The following is a 20,137-nucleotide window of genomic DNA, read 5'->3' as shown; positions in this document are numbered from 1 at the left end:
ACGTTAGTATCTAAGTTTAGTCAATACAAGGGAGCGAGCCATTGCTGACGCTATCCTTTCCACCAGCCGCTAGATCTGACGTTCATCTAACATAACGAAGCATCAAATTGATAAGTTAGATGAAGTAAGCACCCAATTAGCGCTGTGCTTTTTGCTCATATAGCTTTTCATCGGCTTTGTGAAGCACACTTTCCAGTGACTCACTCGCACCTTTGAATGCGACCCCAACACTCACGGAAACATCAAAGCCCAATGAAGCGACTTTAGACTCTGTCACTTGCCTTTGTAGGATCTCTGAAGCTTTCTTAGCATTTTCAAAACTGCAATTCGGCATAATCACGATAAATTCATCGCCACCAACTCTTATCAAGAAGTCATCACGGCGGAAAACGTCTTTCATTGAGTGAGCGATGTGTTGAATCACTTCATCCCCCCAACTGTGACCAAAGTTATCGTTGATCTTTTTAATTCGGTCACCATCAATGGCGATAACCGAACACGCTTTTCCTTGCACAGCTTGATTGAACGATGTCTCGTTATAAATTCGTCGATTGTACAACCCTGTCAGCTCGTCTTTTAACGCCGAGTGTTTTGCATCCACTAATTCGTCTTTGGCGATCCTGGCCTTATTGACATAAAAGAGATAGTTAAGGCTAGCGAGCAGCAAAACAACAAACACCCAAAAGTAATCAATGACCAACTTGGAGTATGGATAGCGATACGTATAAGTGGTCTGGTTATCTGCAACCGTCGTCTTACTGTAATTGAGGTATGAGTACGGGTAACCTGGATACGTTACTATTAAGTTGTTGGTGTTATTCTTCGTCTCGTAACCCACATCTAAACCACTGCTTATATAAAGGTCTATATTCACGTTCAACACGTAATCACCAATGATGTTCCCCTCGTCATACACTGGAGTCACAATCGAAATGATTTCCTTTTGGCTTATCAACCCAATGTGAGGCGGCGATATGATCACCCTATCCGTTAGTTGGTATTCTTTCGCGGTAATCGAACACACCTCACTTCCAAGACAAGTGTCTCGTGAAAGATGCGCTTCCGAGGGCGTAAAATTCTCAAACTTGTTTGGGAATATGTATTTTGAACCCGAATAAGAACGATAAAAATAAACAAAATTATCGTCGATACCACCGAGATTTTTGTATAACGAAATTTGATGCATTAAATGCCTAACAGCGATTTCGGCCTTGTTCAGTTCAGGATCACCAAGAGGATAAATGCTATCAACAAAGTTAATCTCATCAACACTGTTGAAGTCGTGGCTACCCACATCTGACGTTTGATTAATCTGAGATTCCGTAAACAAGCCCAGCAGAACTAAGTTGTCTTTATGTCTATCTAACTGCAACGTGCTTAAATCAAACTCTTTGATGTCATTGTTGATCGCTACCGTGCCAAAACTGATGACAAACAAGAGAAATGACATTGAAGAAAATGTCAGTGAGATCGTCGCCACTTTAAATTTTGGCATTAATTTGATGATTCGTTTAGTCGTCATAATTCACTTCTCTACTAGCACTTTTTCTCTTTCTCAAGCATCTAAAAATAGCTAAATCACCTCAAATTATGCACCTGCTCTACCAATAAACAAAAGTGACAAAAAATAATAACCTCATAAATTCATACAATTAACGTTGAATCATAAGGTCACTTTTTGTTGTTAGCTTTACCTTCGTCATCTATGAATAATGCACATCCAACACATGAATTCACACCAATACCCTTGAGTTTCGTCACGCGCATGAATATCAACGTGAGATTTCGAGAACACCGGGTGACGTGTATAAAGCATTGATTTCAAGGACTGCATGCTCTCAAGCACCAACAAGGACGATTAAAGTAAGCCTACTATTGAGATTGTTATGAACGCGATAAAATTGTCTTTAATTTCCCTGATTTCTGTAGCGACAGTAAACAACGCGTACGCTGTAGAGTGGGACCAATTCAGTGGCGAGATTCTTTTTGCTACCCTCTATACTCATTCTGATTCCAACCTCTACACAGAGGGCAACCCAAATCTAGGCGAAGATTCTAACCGCGGTGATAACGGCGATAAAACCCTGTTGTTTCCCCTTGGTATCGTTAACTTTGATTTTGGCGAAGATCGAGCTCACCGCTTATATATGGGTACCTCTCGTGATGACTTATCCGTCGGTACATTAGCATTCGAGTTCGGTTATCAAAAACAACTGGATTCCGGTACCACCTTTGATCTGGCCTACCTACCAACCGTTATTCCAGGTGAAGTTTGGTCAAACCCTTACGACATGGACGAAGCTAGGCAAAAGACCGATGTTGATGGAGGGGCGATACGAATGAAATTGAGTAATCTTGCACAAACCAACATTTCTTTGGATATGGCCTATGCCTTCGCGGATGTCGAAGAAGATCATGTTCCTGACGAGCTTCTAGAACGTGATAGCAAAGCTTATTTCATCAAAGCCCAATATCTCTCGATGTTAAGCCCTCAATCTGGCATCAACTACGGAGTAAGCTACACCTTTCATGATGCTGAAGGTAAAGCAAACCAACACAATCGATATGCCGTTGAAACCTCATACTTTTTTGTTTCTTCTACTTATGCGTTAGCAGTGACAGGCAATTATGCGCACAGCGATTACCGTGCAGACAATCCAGTATTTGACCGCAGCCGAGCAGATAACAGCTACAAGTTGTTTATCGCCTACGAGTACAAAGACCTGGGCAGTTGGGAAGACTGGAGCGTCGCGACCTTTATCGGCACACGAAAAAACGAGTCTAATATCGATTTCTTTACACACCGTGAATGGTTACTGTCAGCGTCACTGAACTACGCTTTCTAACCTAGTTTAGCTACTTCAAGCCTAAGCAACATCACACTCACTTTAAACAAGCCGTTAGCTTTCAAAGTTAACGGCTTGTTTTACTTATGGCAGTTGTACTTCGACACCACTACCTCGTGATACAAGCGCTCCTGAGACTATGACATTTCACTCATTTATCGATTCTACTGAGTACCTCAAGTTCGTCCTTCATCACTTCTTAATCGCTCCAACCTACAATGCGTTTTTTACACAAGATATAACTGTGATCTACGCCTTCATAAACAGAAAATCATCTCAATAACGCTATAATACAAAAAATGACACACTCAATATAGTTCAATACAAACAGTAACTTAGAAAATCATTACACTTTATTTTTTGTTGTTAGTGTTCTCGCCGCGCCCACCTCAATACTAGTCATCAGTTCGACACACTATTCAAATAATAAATTATCGAGGTATCTGATGAGTACAACTCTTGACGCTGAAATCAAAGGAACTGCTGGCAAAGCCAAATGGCTGAGCTTAGGCATCCTTATACTCGCCCAGCTAGGCACCATGCTCGACAATAGCGGCTTTGTTGTTGCAACCGAAGCATTAATTACCCAACTAAGCGCGACCATGCCTGAAATCCAATTCGCCAACGCTATGTACCCCTTAATTGCAGGTGCAGGCATGATTGTCGGTGGTTTGACTGGCTTGTTCTTAGGGTGGGGTCGCCAACTTCGATTGGGCGCTCTATTACTTGCGGCTTCAGGCACTATTGCGGCCTTATCACCAAATATGGACGTTCTCATATTTGGTGGACGAGTGGCAGCTGGCCTAGGTGCTGTATTTCTTGTTCCGGCTATATTGGCGCATGTTGCAGGGCTTTATCAAGGTAAAGACCAAGCCATCGCCTTTGCGGGTATCGCGGGCGCTGTTGGTGTCGCGACTGCTGTCGTTCCACTAGCAATGGGCGCAGCTTAGGATAAGTTTGGCTTTACCATTTCTTTCTTCGGCGTAACGGCGTACTTCATTTTAGTGTTCCTTGCGACATTTAAGCTTGAAGCGATGCCAAAAGCTAAGTTCGAAGGAAAGTTCGATATTGTCGGTGTATTGCTATCTTCTGTGGGTTTGCTTGCAACGATTGTCGGCCTACTGAAGATTTCAGATTGGGGGCTTGTTGCGCCAATATCTGATGTCTCTTTCATGGGTGTTTCCCCTGCACTACCGCTTGTATTTTTCGGCTTAGCAACACTGTTCATTCTTCTAAAATGGGAAGCGAGTTTCGAAGCGAAACATGGCACCGCTTTGATTCCATCTGCATTTATCAAAAACAAACAAGTACTTATTGGCTTGTACCTATGTGCCATCGTGTTCCTAATGTTCGGATCTTTGTTCATCAACATCGCTTATGTACAAGTTGTTGGCGGCGCAAGTGCAATGGCCGCTGGTTTGCTCATGACAATGTTTGCCGTCGGTATGATCTTAGGTACGGCTATCGCTCCAGCTAAAATGGCTAATCTAACAGTCAGAACCGTTTGTCTAACTGGTTTCTCTATCTCATTTATCGGGTTGATCATCGCTACATGTGGCATTACAGAAGAAGGTGTGAATGCACTTCAACATGTCGGTTTGGCGATCTTTGGTTTCGGTGTGGGTGTACTCATGACTCAAGCATCAATCACGGTAACGTCTGCACTGGAACAACGCGATGCAGAGCAATCCGGTGGTATCCAAGCAACGTCACGTAATGTTGGCCAAGCCTTTGGTGTCGCAGTTCTTGGTTCGGTATTAATGTTCTCATTAACTGGCAACCTAAAGAGTGACGTCAATTCTCATGAAGCGTTATCAGTTCAAACCAAAGAAGCGGTTCTCAATATCCCAGCGCTTCCTTTCACGAGCAATGAAGACTTCCAATTACTGATCACCGACATCACTTCAAACGTTGAAGAGCAAAATATCATTCTTGCAATCAACGCAGAAGCACGTCACAGCTCAGCGATAAAAACCATGCTCGCTCTGATGCTGATTGTCGCTTCGGGATTGGTTATCTGTCGAGGATTGCCACGTCGCTCTTTGATGCAAAACAAGAGCACCTCATAAAGCTATTAGTAAATAACCCCATAAACCTATTACAAACTAAGCCTATATTGAAGGTCACGCTTGTCAGAAGTGGCCTTCCATCGGCAACACATAGCGAGACAAAAATCATGTTCTCAAAATTATTTAGAAAGCTGTTTAGCAGCGAAACCAATACGTCTTCACACTCTTCATCAAATGCACAGGTATCGACTATGAATCACAATCAAACTCTCTATTTTGGCGGCTCTATCCTTACAATGAATGACAACAACCCAACGGTCGAATCTGTCGTCACAGAAAACGGTCATATTATTGCCGTAGGTGGAGAGCAAAGCCTAAAAGCACAATTCCCTAATGCCACTCTACATGACTTCGCCGGCCAAACTTTAATGCCAAGCTTCATTGAAAACCACAGCCATATATTGCTATGTGGCAACATGGAAGCCATGCACGACTTGAGCTTTTTTAAATATCAGAAACAGGACGAAATGATGGCTGCATTTCGTACAATGACCCCTAATAAAGATGGCTGGTTAATGGGTATAGGTTGGGACGTTAAAAAGCAAGAAATCCCTTCTTTGGCCGAAATTGATGCTGCTCATCCAGACCTACCCATGTTTATTACCATGCAAGGCCATGGTGGTTGGTTGAACAGTAAAGCAATGGAAGAGCTGAATATCACTAAAGACAGTGAAGTACCACCAAATTCCGAGTACATCAAAGATGAAAACGGTGAACTCACAGGCATGATTTTGGGCCAAGCTGCGGTTATGCATGCATACAAAGGGACCTTCCCGACACCTGAGGTACAAGATGTCGTAGCTGCATCTCAAGAATACGCCCGTCAAGGTATAACAGTGACGTCCGACTTAATGATCATGTCTCCAAAAACACTGGGGACACTTGTAGAGGCATCTCGCGAAGATAAATTTAATGTACGTGTCGTTGGCGGCATAGTTAATAACTACCCAAATTTCGCTCAAGTGATCGCACAACGTGATGAATACAAAACCGATAAGTTTCACATCGGATTTTTAAAAGCCTTTACAGATGGTTCTGTACAAGGTGGTAATGCAGCAACCAAGTTAGAATATCAAAACGAAGAATTCAAACACCTACCTCGTCCACTATGGGGGACACAAGATATCTTTAACCAAACCGCGAGCGCCGCGGCGCAACTGGGTGTTGACTTTGTTTTTCATGCGAACGGCGAACAAGCACTCGGTGCTGCATTGGATGCAGTTGAGCATGCACGTAATACCGCGGAAGCAAATGGTCATGACGTGAGTAACTTCATGTCTTTGGCTCACCACCTTTCGCTAACCGAAACTCCACAGTTTGAACGCATGAAAGCGCTCAATACGCGCCCTAGTTTCATTATGGGCCACCTGCACTGGACTGGCGGTCAGATTATTCACGACTATTTTAAAGATGAAGATCTACACCACACTTTCAAAGTCAAGACTGCAGTAGATCATGGCTTACACCCAACATTGCACAATGACGCGCCAGTAACCCCGACGGCACCATGGCAGTCAATTAAAGCAGCGGTGACCCGCGAAACATATACAGGTGATGTGTTAAACGCCGAAGAAGCGATCACGGTGGAGCAAGCAATAAAAGGCTACACCTTATGGGCTGCTGAGCAGTTCAAAATTGAAGAGACGCATGGCACTTTAGAGGCAGGAAAAGTCGCAGATATGATGATCATCGACAGAAACCCGCTTAACATCTCACCGAGCCAACTCGACAAAGTACAAGTCAGAACCACGATTATGGCTGGCAGCGTGACCTACCAAGCCTAGCCTCGTCGTATTCACTCATTTTAAAGCCCCAAAGGGGCTTTCTTTATGGCTTAACGTAACTAGTGGCGGAACTCAATAAATTATACCAACTCGAGTCACCGCTGAACCAAATAAGACAACATAACAGCGCCAACCATAAAGAACTCTGCTTATACGCTAAGTTAATCGGTATTCGTCTAACCTGATGTCCCTACACTTTCAGCATGGGTCAATACCGCTAATCGCATACTTTTATTACTCTGCCGAGAGTAAATATTAGAAGGATCGACACATGTTAAAACGATTATTTCCTTTATTCTTATTGGCTTTTGTTACCATTTATTTTTCTTATAACGTCGGCAAAAAAATAATCACGCACATTGAAAATTCCAAAGAAAGCAGCCTAAAAATAGAGCTAAACATATTTGAAATCGATGATTTCTTTCACACTCAAAAGCTAAGATAAACTCTAAAAATCATAAAGCTACCGATAACAAAAAATGACATAGGTTTTGTTATTTTAGTTTCGTTTCCGAGGTGCACTCTGCTCGATAGTATTAAATCAAATTAATAACTAAACACAGAGGTCATCGATGACTAACCCTACAACGAAACCAACTCAAAATATGGCAAGCTCTCCTGAAGAGATGATTAAAATCTTGGCAGATATCTCATTTCAAAAGCCAGAAGAGCTTAGTCAAACCATGCAAACGCTTCATGAAACCCACTTCCATACGCTTGAAATGGAAGAAACTCCTCGACCGTATTCTGAAGACGATACTTTCAATGATATCAATGCCGCTGATATTGAAAATTTCGCGATGAAGCTCGTGGAGATTTCTAAGCAATCTCGAGCGGATGGCAACATCCTATGGGGCCGAATTCAAGGAACGAAATACGAGCAACAAGCTCAAGATTTAGTCGCTGACACACTACGCTCTTTTGGGATCGAAGATGTGCGCCAAGACGAGTTTCCAATCCGTACTCCGCAGTGGCTTCCTACTCTCAATGAACTGACGATTACGACTTCTAATGAACTAACTGAACCGCACACCTTTACTGACGCCATCACCCCTTTTCCTTCCGGACAAACGCCATCAGAGGGCATTGAGGCTGAAGTTATTTATGTGGGACAAGGGTCATCGGCTGAACTTTCAGGAAGAGACCTAGCGGGAAAAATCGTTCTTCTACAAGCAGACTTTTCGGGTGGCGGTCCAATGTATTCAAGTGCTCGAACTGCCTACTCTCGTATTGCTACAGGTAAATATGGCATGCCTGCGGGTGTTATTGCTTGGTGGACTTTACCGGGTGCTAAACAGATCGCAACAAGAGTCGGAGCTATGGGTGGCGGCGATTCAGTAGGTACGGCATTGCCTTGGATTTCTCTAGGCTACGATGATGGTTTATATCTGAGAAAGTTGCTGGATCGCGCTGAACAAGAGCAACCATTGAAGATAAAAATGTGTGTGCAAGGTGAGATGGAAGATGGCACTGTACGTTCTTCATCCAATGTTTATGGTTTCATTCCGGGCACCTCAGGTAAATACGTTGTGATGACGTTCCACTCGGACACCTACTTCTATGGCTTACACGACAACGCGGGAACCGCTGCTATGGTCATGGCCGCTGCCAAGCATTATGCAGCTCGCCCAATAGAAGAACGAGGCCATGGCTTGCTTATCCTCTCTGTAGGCGATCACGAGCATCCTGGTGTTGGTGCAACTGATCTATTTATTGAACAGAACCACCTATTCGTTCGCGACGATATGCTGATGGTGTTGCGCCCAGAGAAGCTCGGCTTAATCGCTCTAACGAAAGAAGGTCCGATTCAAGCCAAGAGCAACCAAGCTATTCCCGCAATGCAGCTCATTACTAACCGAAGCCCCTTGCTTCTCAATATCTTCAAAAAAGCCGTTGATACTTTCGCCCTACCCACTGCTGATTTTTATTATCAAGATCCTGCGGCCGATGAAACACACTTCCATCCACCGTTCGCCAAGTTTGATGACCTAAATGCGATTTCCACCGGTTGGGCTATCTCTAGCTATGCCTACCACTCAACAGCCGATTACGACTTAGGATTGATCAGCTTCAAATTATTAGAGAAGTATGCAAAAGCACATATATTTATTGTCGATAACCTAAAAGAACTAACCAAAGACGACTTACTCAAAAACGGTTCTGAACTTCCTGAACACTCGATTTACTCCTCTGAATTGTTCAAACTTTATTACGGCAACTTTTAAACATTAGCGCTCTCTCCTCCTTCAAAGCCAGCCTAACACGCTGGCTTTTTACACTGTGTACTCATCGTCCAAAGCCTAGCTTCCGTGATTCGGATTTCATCACCTGTATTCAACCCTTCTTACATAATCAGACACGCTCAACTACAACATAAAGCTAACTAAAAATATGACATAAGCTTATTAACCTATTGTTTAAGTTGAATTAATTTAAAATAAAAAATGACACACAATTTGTTGGTTTACGTTGGTTCCCCCCATCAATTCTCCCTCTTAACATAATCTCGTTTCCATAAATAACGATTTCAGATTCCGTTTCCTACAAACAACAGTGCTACACGGCTCACTTAAACGTTCGCCACAAAAGCACGACGTAAACCAAAAGGTCCACCCATGAAAAAAATGCAGTTAATTACATTACCTTTGATTCTTAGTTCACCATTTGTTGTAGCAGAAGAGTCAGTACAAGACATGTCGGACCCACTCTCCATCTACACACAAGCAGGAATCGGCTTTTCTAACCACGGCATTAACTTAAAAATAGGGGCAACTTACAATACTGGAGTAAGTACCGAGGTAGGAATGAACATCTTTGAAGTAAAAGGGTTCGCTGGCGATTCTGTTGGATGGAGCGGTTCAAGTGAGCGCAATAATTCGATAGATTCAATACGATACCGTAACTTTGAAGTTGACCTAACCAATGGTCGTGGCAGCCAAGTTGACGTAAATTACGCCACCGCAACTAACGCCGGTGCTCAAGAGATTGGCACCATGTCTTACTCCATGATCCAAGCGTTTCCATCATTCGGCCCCATCACCCTTTTCCCATTAGCGGGAGCCGGTTTTGCATTTGGTAATAACCTTGATAAAGCAGGGCTGACCTCAAGTAATGGATACACGGTTCCTGGCACCTTGGCTGTTATTGGTACCTACAGCAAAATCACATTTACCGACAAGATTTGGCTTAACTACAACCCAATGTACATGATGACTTTGTCGGGAACCGACACCTTTAAAGACTACTTCTTCGAAAACAGTGACAGTGTTTTGGTCCACGAGTTTACCGCTTCTTACCAGTTCAACCCTCGATTCAACGTACGTTACTTCGCGAATTGGAGCGAAAATGTCGACATTTCAAATGGCGCGCACCGCGTAGAGTTTAATTACCAGTTCTAACACTTCAAATGAGGCTCCAACGGGAGCCTCTGCCGACTAAAAGGTGCCAGGCACTATGAATTTCATCTATTTAATAACTCAATTTTAGTTTTGTTTGGAGTGCATTATGGACACAACATCTGATCCATCTAAATCCCACATTACTCGTTTAATCATTTCGCTTTGCCTTGCGCAATTTTGTATCTCTGCGGATATAGCAACCATGGCGATAGCTACCAGCGCCTTGATTGCTGAGTTCAATTCGAATGTCGAGGCGCTTAAAGTCGCTGGCACCATCTATCCGTTGGTTGGTGCTTCATTGATGCTGACAAGTGGAATCCTTGGTTTATATATAGGCTGGAGACGCCTGCTAATATGCGGGCTTATTTTTGGGATAATCTCTTCTGCTTCGAAATTGTATGCGCCATCAATAGAGTGGATAACCCTTGTTTCACGCACGTTGTCCGGACTAGCCGGAGTTGCGATCCTGCCTTCCTCCATCGCCTTAGTGGTCGGCCACTTTCCCGCTAATAAACGCGCTAATATATTTGGACTGCTTGCCGCAGCAACAGGCTTAGCGGCCGCAATTGTCCCCATTGTCAGTGGTTGGATGTTTGATAACTTAGCGTGGTTTAGTGGTTTTATCGCTACCGGGATTTTCTACAGCGTCGCATTGGCTTATGCTATTTGTTGGATCACTCCACTCAATAATCAGAAGCCTAAAAAATTCGATGTGTTCGGCAGTGCACTAAATGCTGGGAGCATGTAGTTGATTATATTTGGATTGCTGAAATCACCGGAATGGGGAGTTCTACAAAACAACTCACCTTATGACTTACCGACTTACCTTTCTTTTATGAGCCCTGCGATTTGGCTACTTTTTATTGGTCTCGCTCTATTCGCTGTGTTTGTTAGGCATGAAAAAAAATTTGAGTCCAAGCACGACAGTTCACTAATTCCGAGTTCGTGGTTTCACAACAGGCAGTTCCGTCTCGGGGTTGTTATTCTGGTATCGATGTACGTGATCTTCGGTGGACTCAATTTTACGCTAGTCGCATTTTTGCAAGTTGCCATCGACCTGTCGGCTTTACAAACGGGCATCATCATTCTAGTTTTTGCGATTAGTTTAATCTTGTTTTCGATCATCACCCCTATCGCATTAAAACAGTTCAATGAAAAGTACATATCTTTGTGTGCCTTTGTCCTGTGCTGCGGAGCCGCTGGCCTAGCTTGGCTGTGTTCATCTGCTTATGAGGTCAACCGACTGATTTACCTAGCAATGGTTATTTTCGGTGCCGGGATTGGCATGTTGTCATCTCAATCCATCGTGATCATAACCAAAGCGGTTGGAGAAAAAGAAGCAGAGCGTGTTGGTGGCGTTCAAGCTACATTAAGAAACATTGGAATCGCCATTGGGGTATCGGTGATTGCAGGAATTGGGCAAGCCACCATGGAGCACAAAATACGTGACCAAATCAGCACAAACACAATACTCCTATGCGATACAACAAGCCGTAGGAAACAGTCCGGTAATTCCTTACATTACTGACGGTCAGCTTAGTCAATATTTATTCGACACTAAGATTCCAAAAGTTGAACATACCAAGCTATTGAAACTCAATGCAGAGTCACGCTTGATTAACTTTCATTCTTCCATTTTGCTTCTTTTTTCTGTCGGATTGATCGGTATTGAAGCCTGTAGTCGGCTTGCTATAGAGTAACTCTAGGCCACGTTCCATAAGGTTCGTGGCTTACTTCTCATCTCATTTTCACCTACAATCTCATCAGGTTTTCAGAACCTCGGCCACGGACACAGTTTCACCCTCAAAACACCCAAATTTGATGACGATATTATGACTAAAATGTAATAATAAAATCAGTTTCAATTCAGCTATTTACCTATGACCAAACTCACTTTAGAACCGCCTGTTTACCTGATTGGCGAATACTTATATTCATCAACATCAGGGGTATTGTCTAAAGACAATACCCTCACTCGATTAAGAGCAAAAGAATCGGCTTTGCTAAATGCCTTGATCAAACGGGTTCCTGACGTTCTATCTCGTGAAAACATCGTGCAAGAGCTGTATGAAAACACCTATGCGACGGATGCGACAATAAATCAATTGGCTAAACGATTGAGAAAAGCTATGGGTGACGATCAACGCTCACTTATTCGCACTATTCCAAAGCAGGGTTACTTACTTGCGATAGCACCAAAGTTAGTAGAGGAAAACCCACATTCTTCCCCAGAGATTCCAGCAAAATACTTAGCATTTGAGCACGGCGATTTTGACCCTGTTGACGTTAACGTTGAAGAACTCAATCGATTAAGTGACATCAATATTCGACCTCAAGATGAGAGTCGCCTACAACGTTTTGGCGCTGCGACCGTGATAGGCTGTTTATTAGCGGTAGTCATTGGTTATGGAGTGGGTTCTTGGTTCGCTCCATCGGCACGTTATCTAGAACATGTTTCAGTGGTCGAAGCAGAAGCCCAACACATAGACACATTATCCCAAACACCAACAGTGGTTATCGACAACAATCAACAAGTTGTGGCGATCTATTTAAAAGACGATGAAGAAACCGTTCATTGTGCTTATCAAGAGCAAGTTACGTTATGCAATTAGAATCCAAGCATTATAAAGTGCTCTCCATCTGGGCGATATGTGTTGTGCTGGGCTATCTGCTATTCCAGCTGAACTACACACCAACTAAACCATTTACTGGTTTTTGGAGCGGTCACACAACTGTTAACTATGGCGAGCGCTCACTAAACATCAGCACTCAACTCATCATAGATGGCCCCGAATCTGAGAGTGCGCGGTTAATTACCACGTTCGAACCAAAATCTAGCACTGCTGCGCCTTTTCAAACCAGCGTCACCAGTAACATACAAGTTCAAGGGCGGGTCGACTCAAAGATCACCTTCTCGTTAACCGAATTAAATTACACTAACAAAGAAGCACTTGAAGCCTATTTGAACCGCCAGTTACCACAAACAGGTAGCCTAGTCTCAGGTAAGTCATGGGCAATCGATGATGATGAAACCTTCATGTATTTGACCCTCGCGTTCGGAGAGAAAATGGGGGTTATTCTTAAGCGTCGAGAGTAATAGCTCTCTACCCTATTGGCCTAACTCATCAATCAACCCAACTATGTTCGCGTTACTTTCTACTATTTTCGTAACTTCGCAGTAATGGAAGGCTTAGCGATAAAACGGCGCTTGTCTACATAGGTAGCAATTGGTTCTTACATCCAAACGACTTTGTTATGTAATGAGGCTTAAGCATGAGTTTAAGACTTGTGGTGACTATATCGAAGCTTCTTCTTGTCGCTTAATTGGTTTACACAACAAATCTGGAAAATCACTCACCAACACACCATGGTAAAACTGTCGTAACTAAGATTAATATTCAAGAAAACACATCGATTGATGTAACGTAACACTCTCTTGTTTTGGCCCGATGAAGAGAGCTTGTAGAATTAGTTTAATATTTAAGTTTAGTAATTTCTTTAAATTCAGGCCACATCAATTAGCAAAAATTAATTCATAAATAAAGAATAAAATAATCAAAGTTTAACAACAGTTTTTCGCTAATATTACCCGCACTAGAAATTATAATTAGTAGTAATGCACGTTACGCTTGATCAAGTTTAATTAACTCATTTCATTGCAAAAAAACATTATTTTTTTGCTAATTGTCATGTGTTTTTTGACCACATTTCATACTGTCTAGATTCGATTTTTATCATCTCAGATTCGACCCACTTATATTTTTTAAGGCATTAGTAACGAGACTAACGCTCCCTCAATCTATATAAGACCCTACGCGTAGACCATAACACTCGGTTTATCAATCCAATCAAAATTCTTCGCCGACCTGTCACCTGGATGAAATCTATGTATCTAATTGAATATAAATTACTATCTAAATTTTAGGCCTTATCTTCTAGAGATAAAATCATACTAATTTTCATACTTCTCATTAATAATCAACTTTTTTTACTACTTCACTTTTTTTTGAAGCTCTTATAGTTTTCACAGTTAAGCAACAAGTTACATTCAATCAGTGAGAGGTGAAATTATGATTAGAGTATTTTTGATTCTTCATAACTTCATCGTATCCACGTTTATTTTTAGCCTGTCACTTTCATTCCATGTCAGCGCTAACAACTTAACGTTAGGAATTAGTGGTCAGATCAAAGATCGATGCGAAATAAATTTCTTTTCTGGCAACGTTATGAATTTTACGGAACACCGTGATGTGCAATCGTTGCCTTTTAATCTTTATTGTAACCGTCCATTGGGTATAACGATCAACTCAAAACATGGCGGATTAAAATATCAACATCAAGGGGTTGATATTATTGAGAGTTACAATTTGTCATTACAAATAGACGAAATTCGTCTTTATGAAAGTAGACACAGCAGCCAACTTACTTCACCGGTAATGATCAACAGTTCTGGTGTTATTCCTTTCTCTCAACATGGGAGCCTAAAGGTAGCACTCGAAAATCGCTTGCGTTTCGCAGGTTATTATCAAGACGTTATTGAGATCGAAGTTTACCCTTCGATTCATAGCGTGACAAAGTAAAAACTCTGCAATGTATCTGCAGAACAACATACGCTCAGCAGTATTCGAGCCAATCATTTAAGATAAAGGAATTTCTAATGAAAAAGCTAACACTCTACGCAGCAACAGTCACAGCTATTTTTGGTGCTCAAGTCCAAGCCGCTCCAGGTGATGTCCAGTTAGTTGGATTTGTTTCACCTGTATGTGAGGTTACTGGTCTTTCAACGCAACTGATGGACTTTGGTAACGTATCTCAAATTCAAAACCTTTCTGTTAGTGGTCTTAACATGAAGTGTAATGACGTCGATGGTGCAACTGTGACACTGACAAGTGCTGAAGGTGGTCTAGAGTCAGATGATAGCGAAGACTACGCTCTTACATACGATGCAACATTTAATCCTTCAGGCTTAGCTCCTTTCACGCTTAATGCGCCAGGGGGCCCAGGTCTAAATGATGTTTCAGTCAGTAATTCTTATGGCGGTTCTGGAGCATTAGCGACAGGTGTTGCCGCATCTATTGATATTGTGACTACTGAAACCTCCCCATGGGCAGGTGGCTACTCAGATACATTAACCGTAAATATCACCTCAAATTAGAGGTTAATAAGTCGGGGGCTATTATTTGGCCTCCGACTTAATCTCAATCTCAATCTCAATCTCAACGACATAAGTTTAATTTGGAGCTCTTCGCTATGTATAAATGGATCATGCATAAATGGGTCGTTCTTTTCCTATTGTCATTCACTTGTCTGTCCGCTCATGCGTTCAAAGTCGAACCGATGTCTATGGAAATGACACCGCTTGGAAAAAGAGCTCAAATGACCATGAGGGTTGAAAACTCTTCAACCGAACCACTCACGGTTGAATTGTCTCCAGTATTTATGACCATGAACGAATATGGGAAAGAGACCACGACGCCTGCAGATGACGAGCTATTAGTGATACCGGTGACCGCAATAATAGAACCTGGACGATCGCAATCCATTATGGTGCGCTATTTGGGCGATCCTTCCATCAGAGAATCTAAAGCGTATCGCATTGCTGTTAAACAAGTAAAAGTTCAAAGAGCGAGCAGCAACCAAGGGCAAGTAAGTCTTTTGCTTCAGTTTAATACGCTTATCAACGTGCGACCTCAGAACACGGCTTCTCAGCTAGAAATTAAAAGCATCGAACAAAATGACAAAAAGAACAAATGGGTTCTTGAAGTACTTAACAGTGGTAATAGTTATGGTCGATTAACCAATACAACATGGAAGATATCTGATGGTAAAAATTCAACCTATTTAAAAGGCGTAGAAATCGCTAAACGTATTCCGGGGACTTTAGTGCTTCCCTACTCCACTCGTTTTTTCGAAATGCAGCCACTTGAGAATTACAATGTAGACACGCTAGCGATTGAAATAGAGCAGGATCAATAGCAATGAGACACTATATCTTGGGTGGGCTCATTTATTGGCTTCTGTGTGCACAAACGTTTGGCATAACACTGTTTCCAACCGTCATCGAGCTCAACACCGATCACAGGGCGACGTCGCAACTAGTTGTAACTAACAACTCAACACAAGCTCTCCCGCTTGAAGCTAACGTTCGTCGATTGAACTTCTCATCTGATGGTACGTTCGAGACATCTGATCTATCGAGTGAAGAGATGTTTGTGTTTCCACCAGCCGCAATGTTGGAACCCGGAGCACGCCAGGTATTCCGTATACAGTGGTTGGGAAACCGATCGCTCGAAACCTCCCAGAGTTACTTCGTTCGCTTCAGTACCGTGAATATTGGCCAAAACAACGCGAGAATAGACAAACCCATCGGTTTAACAACCGGTATCAATTTACAAGTTCACTACAATGCGTTGCTGCACATTCACTCATCCTCTTTAGAGCCTGACGTGAAATTACACATAGATGAACAAGGCAAACTAACACTCACTAATTCTGGGTCACGATTTACCTATACATCGTTACTTCATTTTTCGGGGCTCGAATCTCTGAGCCAAAAAGTACATGAGGCTTTAGGTGAGCAGTTTATTCCACCACGCTCCATTATTACTTTGCCTTCTTCTTTAAATTATTTACCAGTGGGCACTTACAATGGGCATGAAGACTGAAACCTATCACAACATATGGCAAGTTTTGTATGTCTTGGTATTAGTACTTTTTTATTGTGCTGCCTTAAGCCCTGCTGCTTGGGGTCAAGAAATGGTCTTGAACCCCACTGGACGCGATATTCAACTTACCTCTTTGTTAAGGATAAGTGACACCATACTTGGCGAAGCGGACATTATCATTACCGCAAACAATGAAATCTTGTTACCGAAGGAAAGTACGCTTTCTCTCCTTTCGTCCGTCGTAACTCAAGAAGGTATTGGGAAACTCAATGACACGACAGACGATGAGATGCTGTCTCAGTACCATTTTGAGAGCGTAGGATTAGGTCTGAGTTTCGATTTCTCTTCATTAGAATGCATCGTGACGGTACCGCCTGAATTTAGCTTAACCCAGCAACTGTCTATGAACGGCGCAGATGATTTTTATAACTATGCTGAGCCAAGTTTGTTTAGCGGATACGTTAACTTTGCCCTTTCGGCCAATGAGAGCCAATATGTCGATCAAAATTCGTCAAGGCAGGACCTCTATCGCAGTCAGTTTGACTCAGCACTTAACATTGGTTTTCTAAACTTTGAGTATGAATCTTATTTAGAAAACAGCTCATCACAAGATTCACGATACGTAAGAGAAGGATCTCGTCTTAATATTGATTTTGCAGAACAAGGCACACGATTTGTGTTCGGCGATATGTACAACAGTGGTCAATCTTTTCAGGACAGCACCGACATACTTGGTATTGGCTTAACTCGAGATTTCACGCTAATTCCAACCAGAAATGCGCGACCACGAGCCAATCAATCATTCACACTTCAAAGGGCCTCAAATGTCGATGTCTATATAGATGGGATTGCTGTCCAAAGATTAACCCTAGGCGCTGGTAGCTATAACCTTAGTGATATACCCCTGGCGCAAGGCAGCAATGATATTGTACTCGTCATCACCGACCGCTCAGGTAATGAAGAACGCATCGAGTTTTCTATTGCAACCGGTAACGATTTGCTCAATAGCGGTGAGTTTGAATATAGCATCATGTATGGAGCGCCTTCTGAATTACAAAATGGACAACTAGAGTACCTAACCGACGAGCGTATTCTCCATGGTTATATCGATGTGGGTATTAGCCCTTGGTTAACGTTGGGCACGAACCTTCAAACCCGTGAAGATCTTTATCAATATGGTGCCACCGCGTTATTCGCTTCTCCATGGGGCGTCACTGAACTCACTGCCTCTCGTAGCGAACACCCTACCTTTGGAACTGGCGACGCTTACAAATTTGCGTTCGATGCGGAGTTTTCCAATACGAACACGCTGTCCCCACAACTGAGTGTGAGTTATGAATATCTGGCCAACAATTTTACTGGGGTCTCAGGGTTTGATGCTTCCGATATCGATATCAACTTAACCACTCATTATGTGTCTGCATTCAGCTCCATTTACCTTGGTCAGTCTTTACGTGCCGCCATGACCCTCAATTATCGCTTAGGAGTAGACAAAGAGAACGATTATTGGCTGATTAGCCCGAGTTTATCGGATGGACTGCTTGATACTCCCGCAACTTGGAGTGCACGCGTTAACTATCGGCATAACGCAACCGAAGACGATGATATCAGCACTACTGTCACCATAAGTTGGCCTCTTAGTCGACAAACTCGTGTTGTCGGTCGTTACACCACAGAGCTTAATGAATCCGCCTTAGATTACAGCTATCAGAATAATATTGGTAACACAGGGGGGATATCAGCGTTTGCGAGTGTCATTACTAACGAAGAAACGGATGCCGATATAGATGCTGGTATTAACTACACGGCCAACCGTTATGAATTAAACGCGACCCACGCTTCGCGGCTTGAAGACATTAGTGGTGAAACACGAAATCACAATACTGACGTGACTATAAGTAGTGCCCTTGCTTTTGCAGGTTCATCTGTGACGATCGGCAGACCGGTGCGCGAAGCCTTTGCTATTGTTAGCAAGCACGAAAGCCTCGCAAAAAATGACGTGGCTGTCGACTCAACAAAAGATGCTGAATACGCACGCGTTTATCTTAAAGGAGATGCAAGTGCCATGGTTCCTGACCTTGTTGCTTACAACAGCCAAGTAGTCGGTTACGAGGTCGATAACTTGCCACCAGGGTATGACTTAGGTGATGGTGCTTTTTGGATTAAGCCTGGTTATAAACGGGGATTCCAGCTACAGATAGGATCTGATGCTGTATTAACTGTTATTGGCAAGCTATTCAATCGTCAAAGTAACAACCCTATTTCACTTGTCGCTGGTGTAGCGCATTACCTTGGTGAAGCAAAACAGTTGCCGATTGACTTCTTCACCAATCGTAACGGCATATTCGCAATCTCTGGATTAAAGCCGGGGAAATATCAATTAGTACTCGACACGGCTTTGTTGCGTAATTAAATTTAGATATAGAGCCAACCCGTTTCGCGTGTTTCTTAGTCAATACGACAAGTTTTAGGCATACCTAACCTAGTAAGCTTGTTCAACGCTTTTATCATCGCGTAAGTTTCACCCACCTGGGCATTGTAATTTCTTAAGCTCAGTTTCCCTCCTAGCAACTGTTTAACTCGATACATCGCTGTTTCTGAGAGTGAACGTTTGTGGTATCCATACCGCTCTTTCCAATACTTATTTGAGCCGTATAATTTCTGGCAACCCACGGCGAGATTTCGAGGGTGACCACGCTCCCAGAAGGCTGCCCCTTCTCTTGGAGGAATAAGCGCAATAGCTCCCTTAATCTTAATAGCAGCGTGACACGCTCTCGTGTCGTAAGCGCCATCACCAGACACCTCAAGGATACTTCGGCGTGTTTGTTTCAGTAAGTTCGGGAGTACCTCTCCATCTGTAACCGTCGATAAACTTAGCTCGGCGGCAACGATCTCATGAGTGTTGGTATCGACGGCAATATGAAGCTTTCGCCAGACTCTACGCTTGCCATCCGTACCGTGTTTTTTGACTTTCCATTCACCTTCGCCATAAACCTTAAGGCCAGTAGCATCAATGGCTAGATGCTGTATCGCTCCTCTCGTTTTAGTCTTAAATGAAACCTCAACTTGCTTGGCTCTACGACTGATGCAGGTGTAATGCGGACAACTTAACGGTACATGGGCTAGCCTAAATATCGAGTCGATAAATCCTTGAAGCGCTCTCAATGGCATAGAAAAAACTCGTTTGACCATGAGTGCTGTCGTGATAGCTAAATCACTGAACCGACGCGGCCTCCCGCGCTTATTCTGTTTGCTTTGTGCCCACCCGCTTATTGCTTCTTCATCAATCAAAAGGTCAGAGAACACGGTTAATGAGTGATTGGTTGTATTGCTTCCAGTTGGTTGTTTTGTAACGAGGCTTAGGCATAGGACTAC

General features: G+C 42.9%; 16 protein-coding genes and 1 pseudogene. 15 read left to right on the top strand and 2 right to left on the bottom strand.

Annotated elements, in window-relative coordinates:
• Positions 1–136: 136 nt before the first annotated feature.
• Complete coding sequence (locus tag ITG10_RS22265; RefSeq protein WP_248386883.1) at positions 137–1,522, bottom strand: diguanylate cyclase; 1,386 nt, start codon at positions 1,520–1,522, stop codon at positions 137–139.
• Between the two features lie 364 nt (positions 1,523–1,886).
• On the opposite strand from ITG10_RS22265, the gene ITG10_RS22260 reads away from it, so the two are divergent.
• From ITG10_RS22260 to ITG10_RS22190, 15 genes are all read left to right on the top strand, one after another.
• A complete protein-coding gene (locus ITG10_RS22260; RefSeq protein WP_017632341.1) occupies positions 1,887–2,846 on the top strand; it encodes a DUF2860 family protein in 960 nt (319 codons plus the stop codon).
• Between the two features lie 446 nt (positions 2,847–3,292).
• The gene (locus ITG10_RS22255) at positions 3,293–3,796 is read left to right on the top strand and encodes an MFS transporter (protein WP_017632342.1); all 504 of its coding nucleotides are present in this window, start codon (positions 3,293–3,295) and stop codon (positions 3,794–3,796) included.
• A gap of 84 nt (positions 3,797–3,880) precedes the next feature.
• The gene (locus tag ITG10_RS22250) at positions 3,881–4,915 is read left to right on the top strand and encodes a hypothetical protein (protein WP_241430368.1); all 1,035 of its coding nucleotides are present in this window, start codon (positions 3,881–3,883) and stop codon (positions 4,913–4,915) included.
• Positions 4,916–5,106: 191 nt separating this feature from the next.
• On the top strand, positions 5,107–6,699 hold the full coding sequence (locus ITG10_RS22245; protein ID WP_017632344.1) for an amidohydrolase: 1,593 nt from the start codon (positions 5,107–5,109) through the stop codon (positions 6,697–6,699).
• Between the two features lie 572 nt (positions 6,700–7,271).
• The gene (locus tag ITG10_RS22240) at positions 7,272–8,924 is read left to right on the top strand and encodes a hypothetical protein (protein WP_017632346.1); all 1,653 of its coding nucleotides are present in this window, start codon (positions 7,272–7,274) and stop codon (positions 8,922–8,924) included.
• Between the two features lie 399 nt (positions 8,925–9,323).
• Entirely contained in the window at positions 9,324–10,097 is a 774-nt protein-coding gene (locus tag ITG10_RS22235; RefSeq protein ID WP_346962610.1) for a hypothetical protein, read from the top strand.
• A gap of 106 nt (positions 10,098–10,203) precedes the next feature.
• Complete coding sequence (locus tag ITG10_RS22230; RefSeq protein ID WP_248386881.1) at positions 10,204–10,845, top strand: MFS transporter; 642 nt, start codon at positions 10,204–10,206, stop codon at positions 10,843–10,845.
• Positions 10,846–11,625: an MFS transporter gene (locus ITG10_RS22225; RefSeq protein ID WP_248386879.1), complete on the top strand. Its 780-nt coding sequence runs from the start codon at positions 10,846–10,848 to the stop codon at positions 11,623–11,625.
• A 352-nt stretch (positions 11,626–11,977) separates the two neighbouring features.
• Complete coding sequence (locus ITG10_RS22220) at positions 11,978–12,709, top strand: winged helix-turn-helix domain-containing protein (protein WP_017632348.1); 732 nt, start codon at positions 11,978–11,980, stop codon at positions 12,707–12,709.
• A complete protein-coding gene (locus ITG10_RS22215; RefSeq protein WP_017632349.1) occupies positions 12,700–13,194 on the top strand; it encodes a hypothetical protein in 495 nt (164 codons plus the stop codon). The genes ITG10_RS22220 and ITG10_RS22215 overlap by 10 nt, the downstream gene beginning before the upstream one ends.
• Positions 13,195–14,152: 958 nt before the next feature.
• The gene (locus ITG10_RS22210; protein ID WP_248386878.1) at positions 14,153–14,677 is read left to right on the top strand and encodes a hypothetical protein; all 525 of its coding nucleotides are present in this window, start codon (positions 14,153–14,155) and stop codon (positions 14,675–14,677) included.
• 77 nt (positions 14,678–14,754) lie between these two features.
• Positions 14,755–15,252, top strand: coding sequence for a hypothetical protein (locus ITG10_RS22205; RefSeq protein ID WP_017080976.1), 498 nt, complete (start codon positions 14,755–14,757; stop codon positions 15,250–15,252).
• A 95-nt stretch (positions 15,253–15,347) separates the two neighbouring features.
• Positions 15,348–16,073, top strand: coding sequence for a molecular chaperone (locus ITG10_RS22200; RefSeq protein ID WP_017632431.1), 726 nt, complete (start codon positions 15,348–15,350; stop codon positions 16,071–16,073).
• A 2-nt stretch (positions 16,074–16,075) separates the two neighbouring features.
• Entirely contained in the window at positions 16,076–16,762 is a 687-nt protein-coding gene (locus ITG10_RS22195) for a fimbria/pilus periplasmic chaperone (RefSeq protein WP_017632432.1), read from the top strand.
• Positions 16,746–19,175 carry a fimbria/pilus outer membrane usher protein gene (locus tag ITG10_RS22190; RefSeq protein WP_348983572.1) on the top strand — a complete coding sequence of 810 codons (2,430 nt, stop codon included), beginning with the start codon at positions 16,746–16,748 and terminating at the stop codon, positions 19,173–19,175. The genes ITG10_RS22195 and ITG10_RS22190 overlap by 17 nt, the downstream gene beginning before the upstream one ends.
• Before the next feature lie 35 nt (positions 19,176–19,210).
• Here ITG10_RS22190 and ITG10_RS22185 read toward each other — a convergent pair.
• Positions 19,211–20,129, bottom strand: a pseudogene (locus ITG10_RS22185) (IS5 family transposase).
• Between the last annotated feature and the right edge of the window lie 8 nt (positions 20,130–20,137).

Source organism: Vibrio sp. ED004 (genome assembly GCF_023206395.1).
Lineage (GTDB): Bacteria > Pseudomonadota > Gammaproteobacteria > Enterobacterales > Vibrionaceae > Vibrio.
Note: the sequence above shows the minus strand (reverse complement) of the source record. Positions and strands in the feature narration are given on the sequence as shown.

What these genes read in the sequence shown, in the direction of transcription:
- ITG10_RS22265 (WP_248386883.1), bottom strand. Translation starts at nt 1,522, where the DNA reads ATGACGACTAAACGAATCATCAAATTAATGCCAAAATTTAAAGTGGCG.
- ITG10_RS22230 (WP_248386881.1), top strand. Translation starts at nt 10,204, where the DNA reads ATGGACACAACATCTGATCCATCTAAATCCCACATTACTCGTTTAATC.
- ITG10_RS22190 (WP_348983572.1), top strand. Translation starts at nt 16,746, where the DNA reads ATGGGCATGAAGACTGAAACCTATCACAACATATGGCAAGTTTTGTAT.
- ITG10_RS22205 (WP_017080976.1), top strand. Translation starts at nt 14,755, where the DNA reads ATGAAAAAGCTAACACTCTACGCAGCAACAGTCACAGCTATTTTTGGT.
- ITG10_RS22235 (WP_346962610.1), top strand. Translation starts at nt 9,324, where the DNA reads ATGCAGTTAATTACATTACCTTTGATTCTTAGTTCACCATTTGTTGTA.
- ITG10_RS22255 (WP_017632342.1), top strand. Translation starts at nt 3,293, where the DNA reads ATGAGTACAACTCTTGACGCTGAAATCAAAGGAACTGCTGGCAAAGCC.
- ITG10_RS22245 (WP_017632344.1), top strand. Translation starts at nt 5,107, where the DNA reads ATGAATCACAATCAAACTCTCTATTTTGGCGGCTCTATCCTTACAATG.
- ITG10_RS22260 (WP_017632341.1), top strand. Translation starts at nt 1,887, where the DNA reads ATGAACGCGATAAAATTGTCTTTAATTTCCCTGATTTCTGTAGCGACA.
- ITG10_RS22250 (WP_241430368.1), top strand. Translation starts at nt 3,881, where the DNA reads ATGCCAAAAGCTAAGTTCGAAGGAAAGTTCGATATTGTCGGTGTATTG.
- ITG10_RS22240 (WP_017632346.1), top strand. Translation starts at nt 7,272, where the DNA reads ATGACTAACCCTACAACGAAACCAACTCAAAATATGGCAAGCTCTCCT.
- ITG10_RS22195 (WP_017632432.1), top strand. Translation starts at nt 16,076, where the DNA reads ATGAGACACTATATCTTGGGTGGGCTCATTTATTGGCTTCTGTGTGCA.
- ITG10_RS22215 (WP_017632349.1), top strand. Translation starts at nt 12,700, where the DNA reads ATGCAATTAGAATCCAAGCATTATAAAGTGCTCTCCATCTGGGCGATA.
- ITG10_RS22220 (WP_017632348.1), top strand. Translation starts at nt 11,978, where the DNA reads ATGACCAAACTCACTTTAGAACCGCCTGTTTACCTGATTGGCGAATAC.
- ITG10_RS22200 (WP_017632431.1), top strand. Translation starts at nt 15,348, where the DNA reads ATGTATAAATGGATCATGCATAAATGGGTCGTTCTTTTCCTATTGTCA.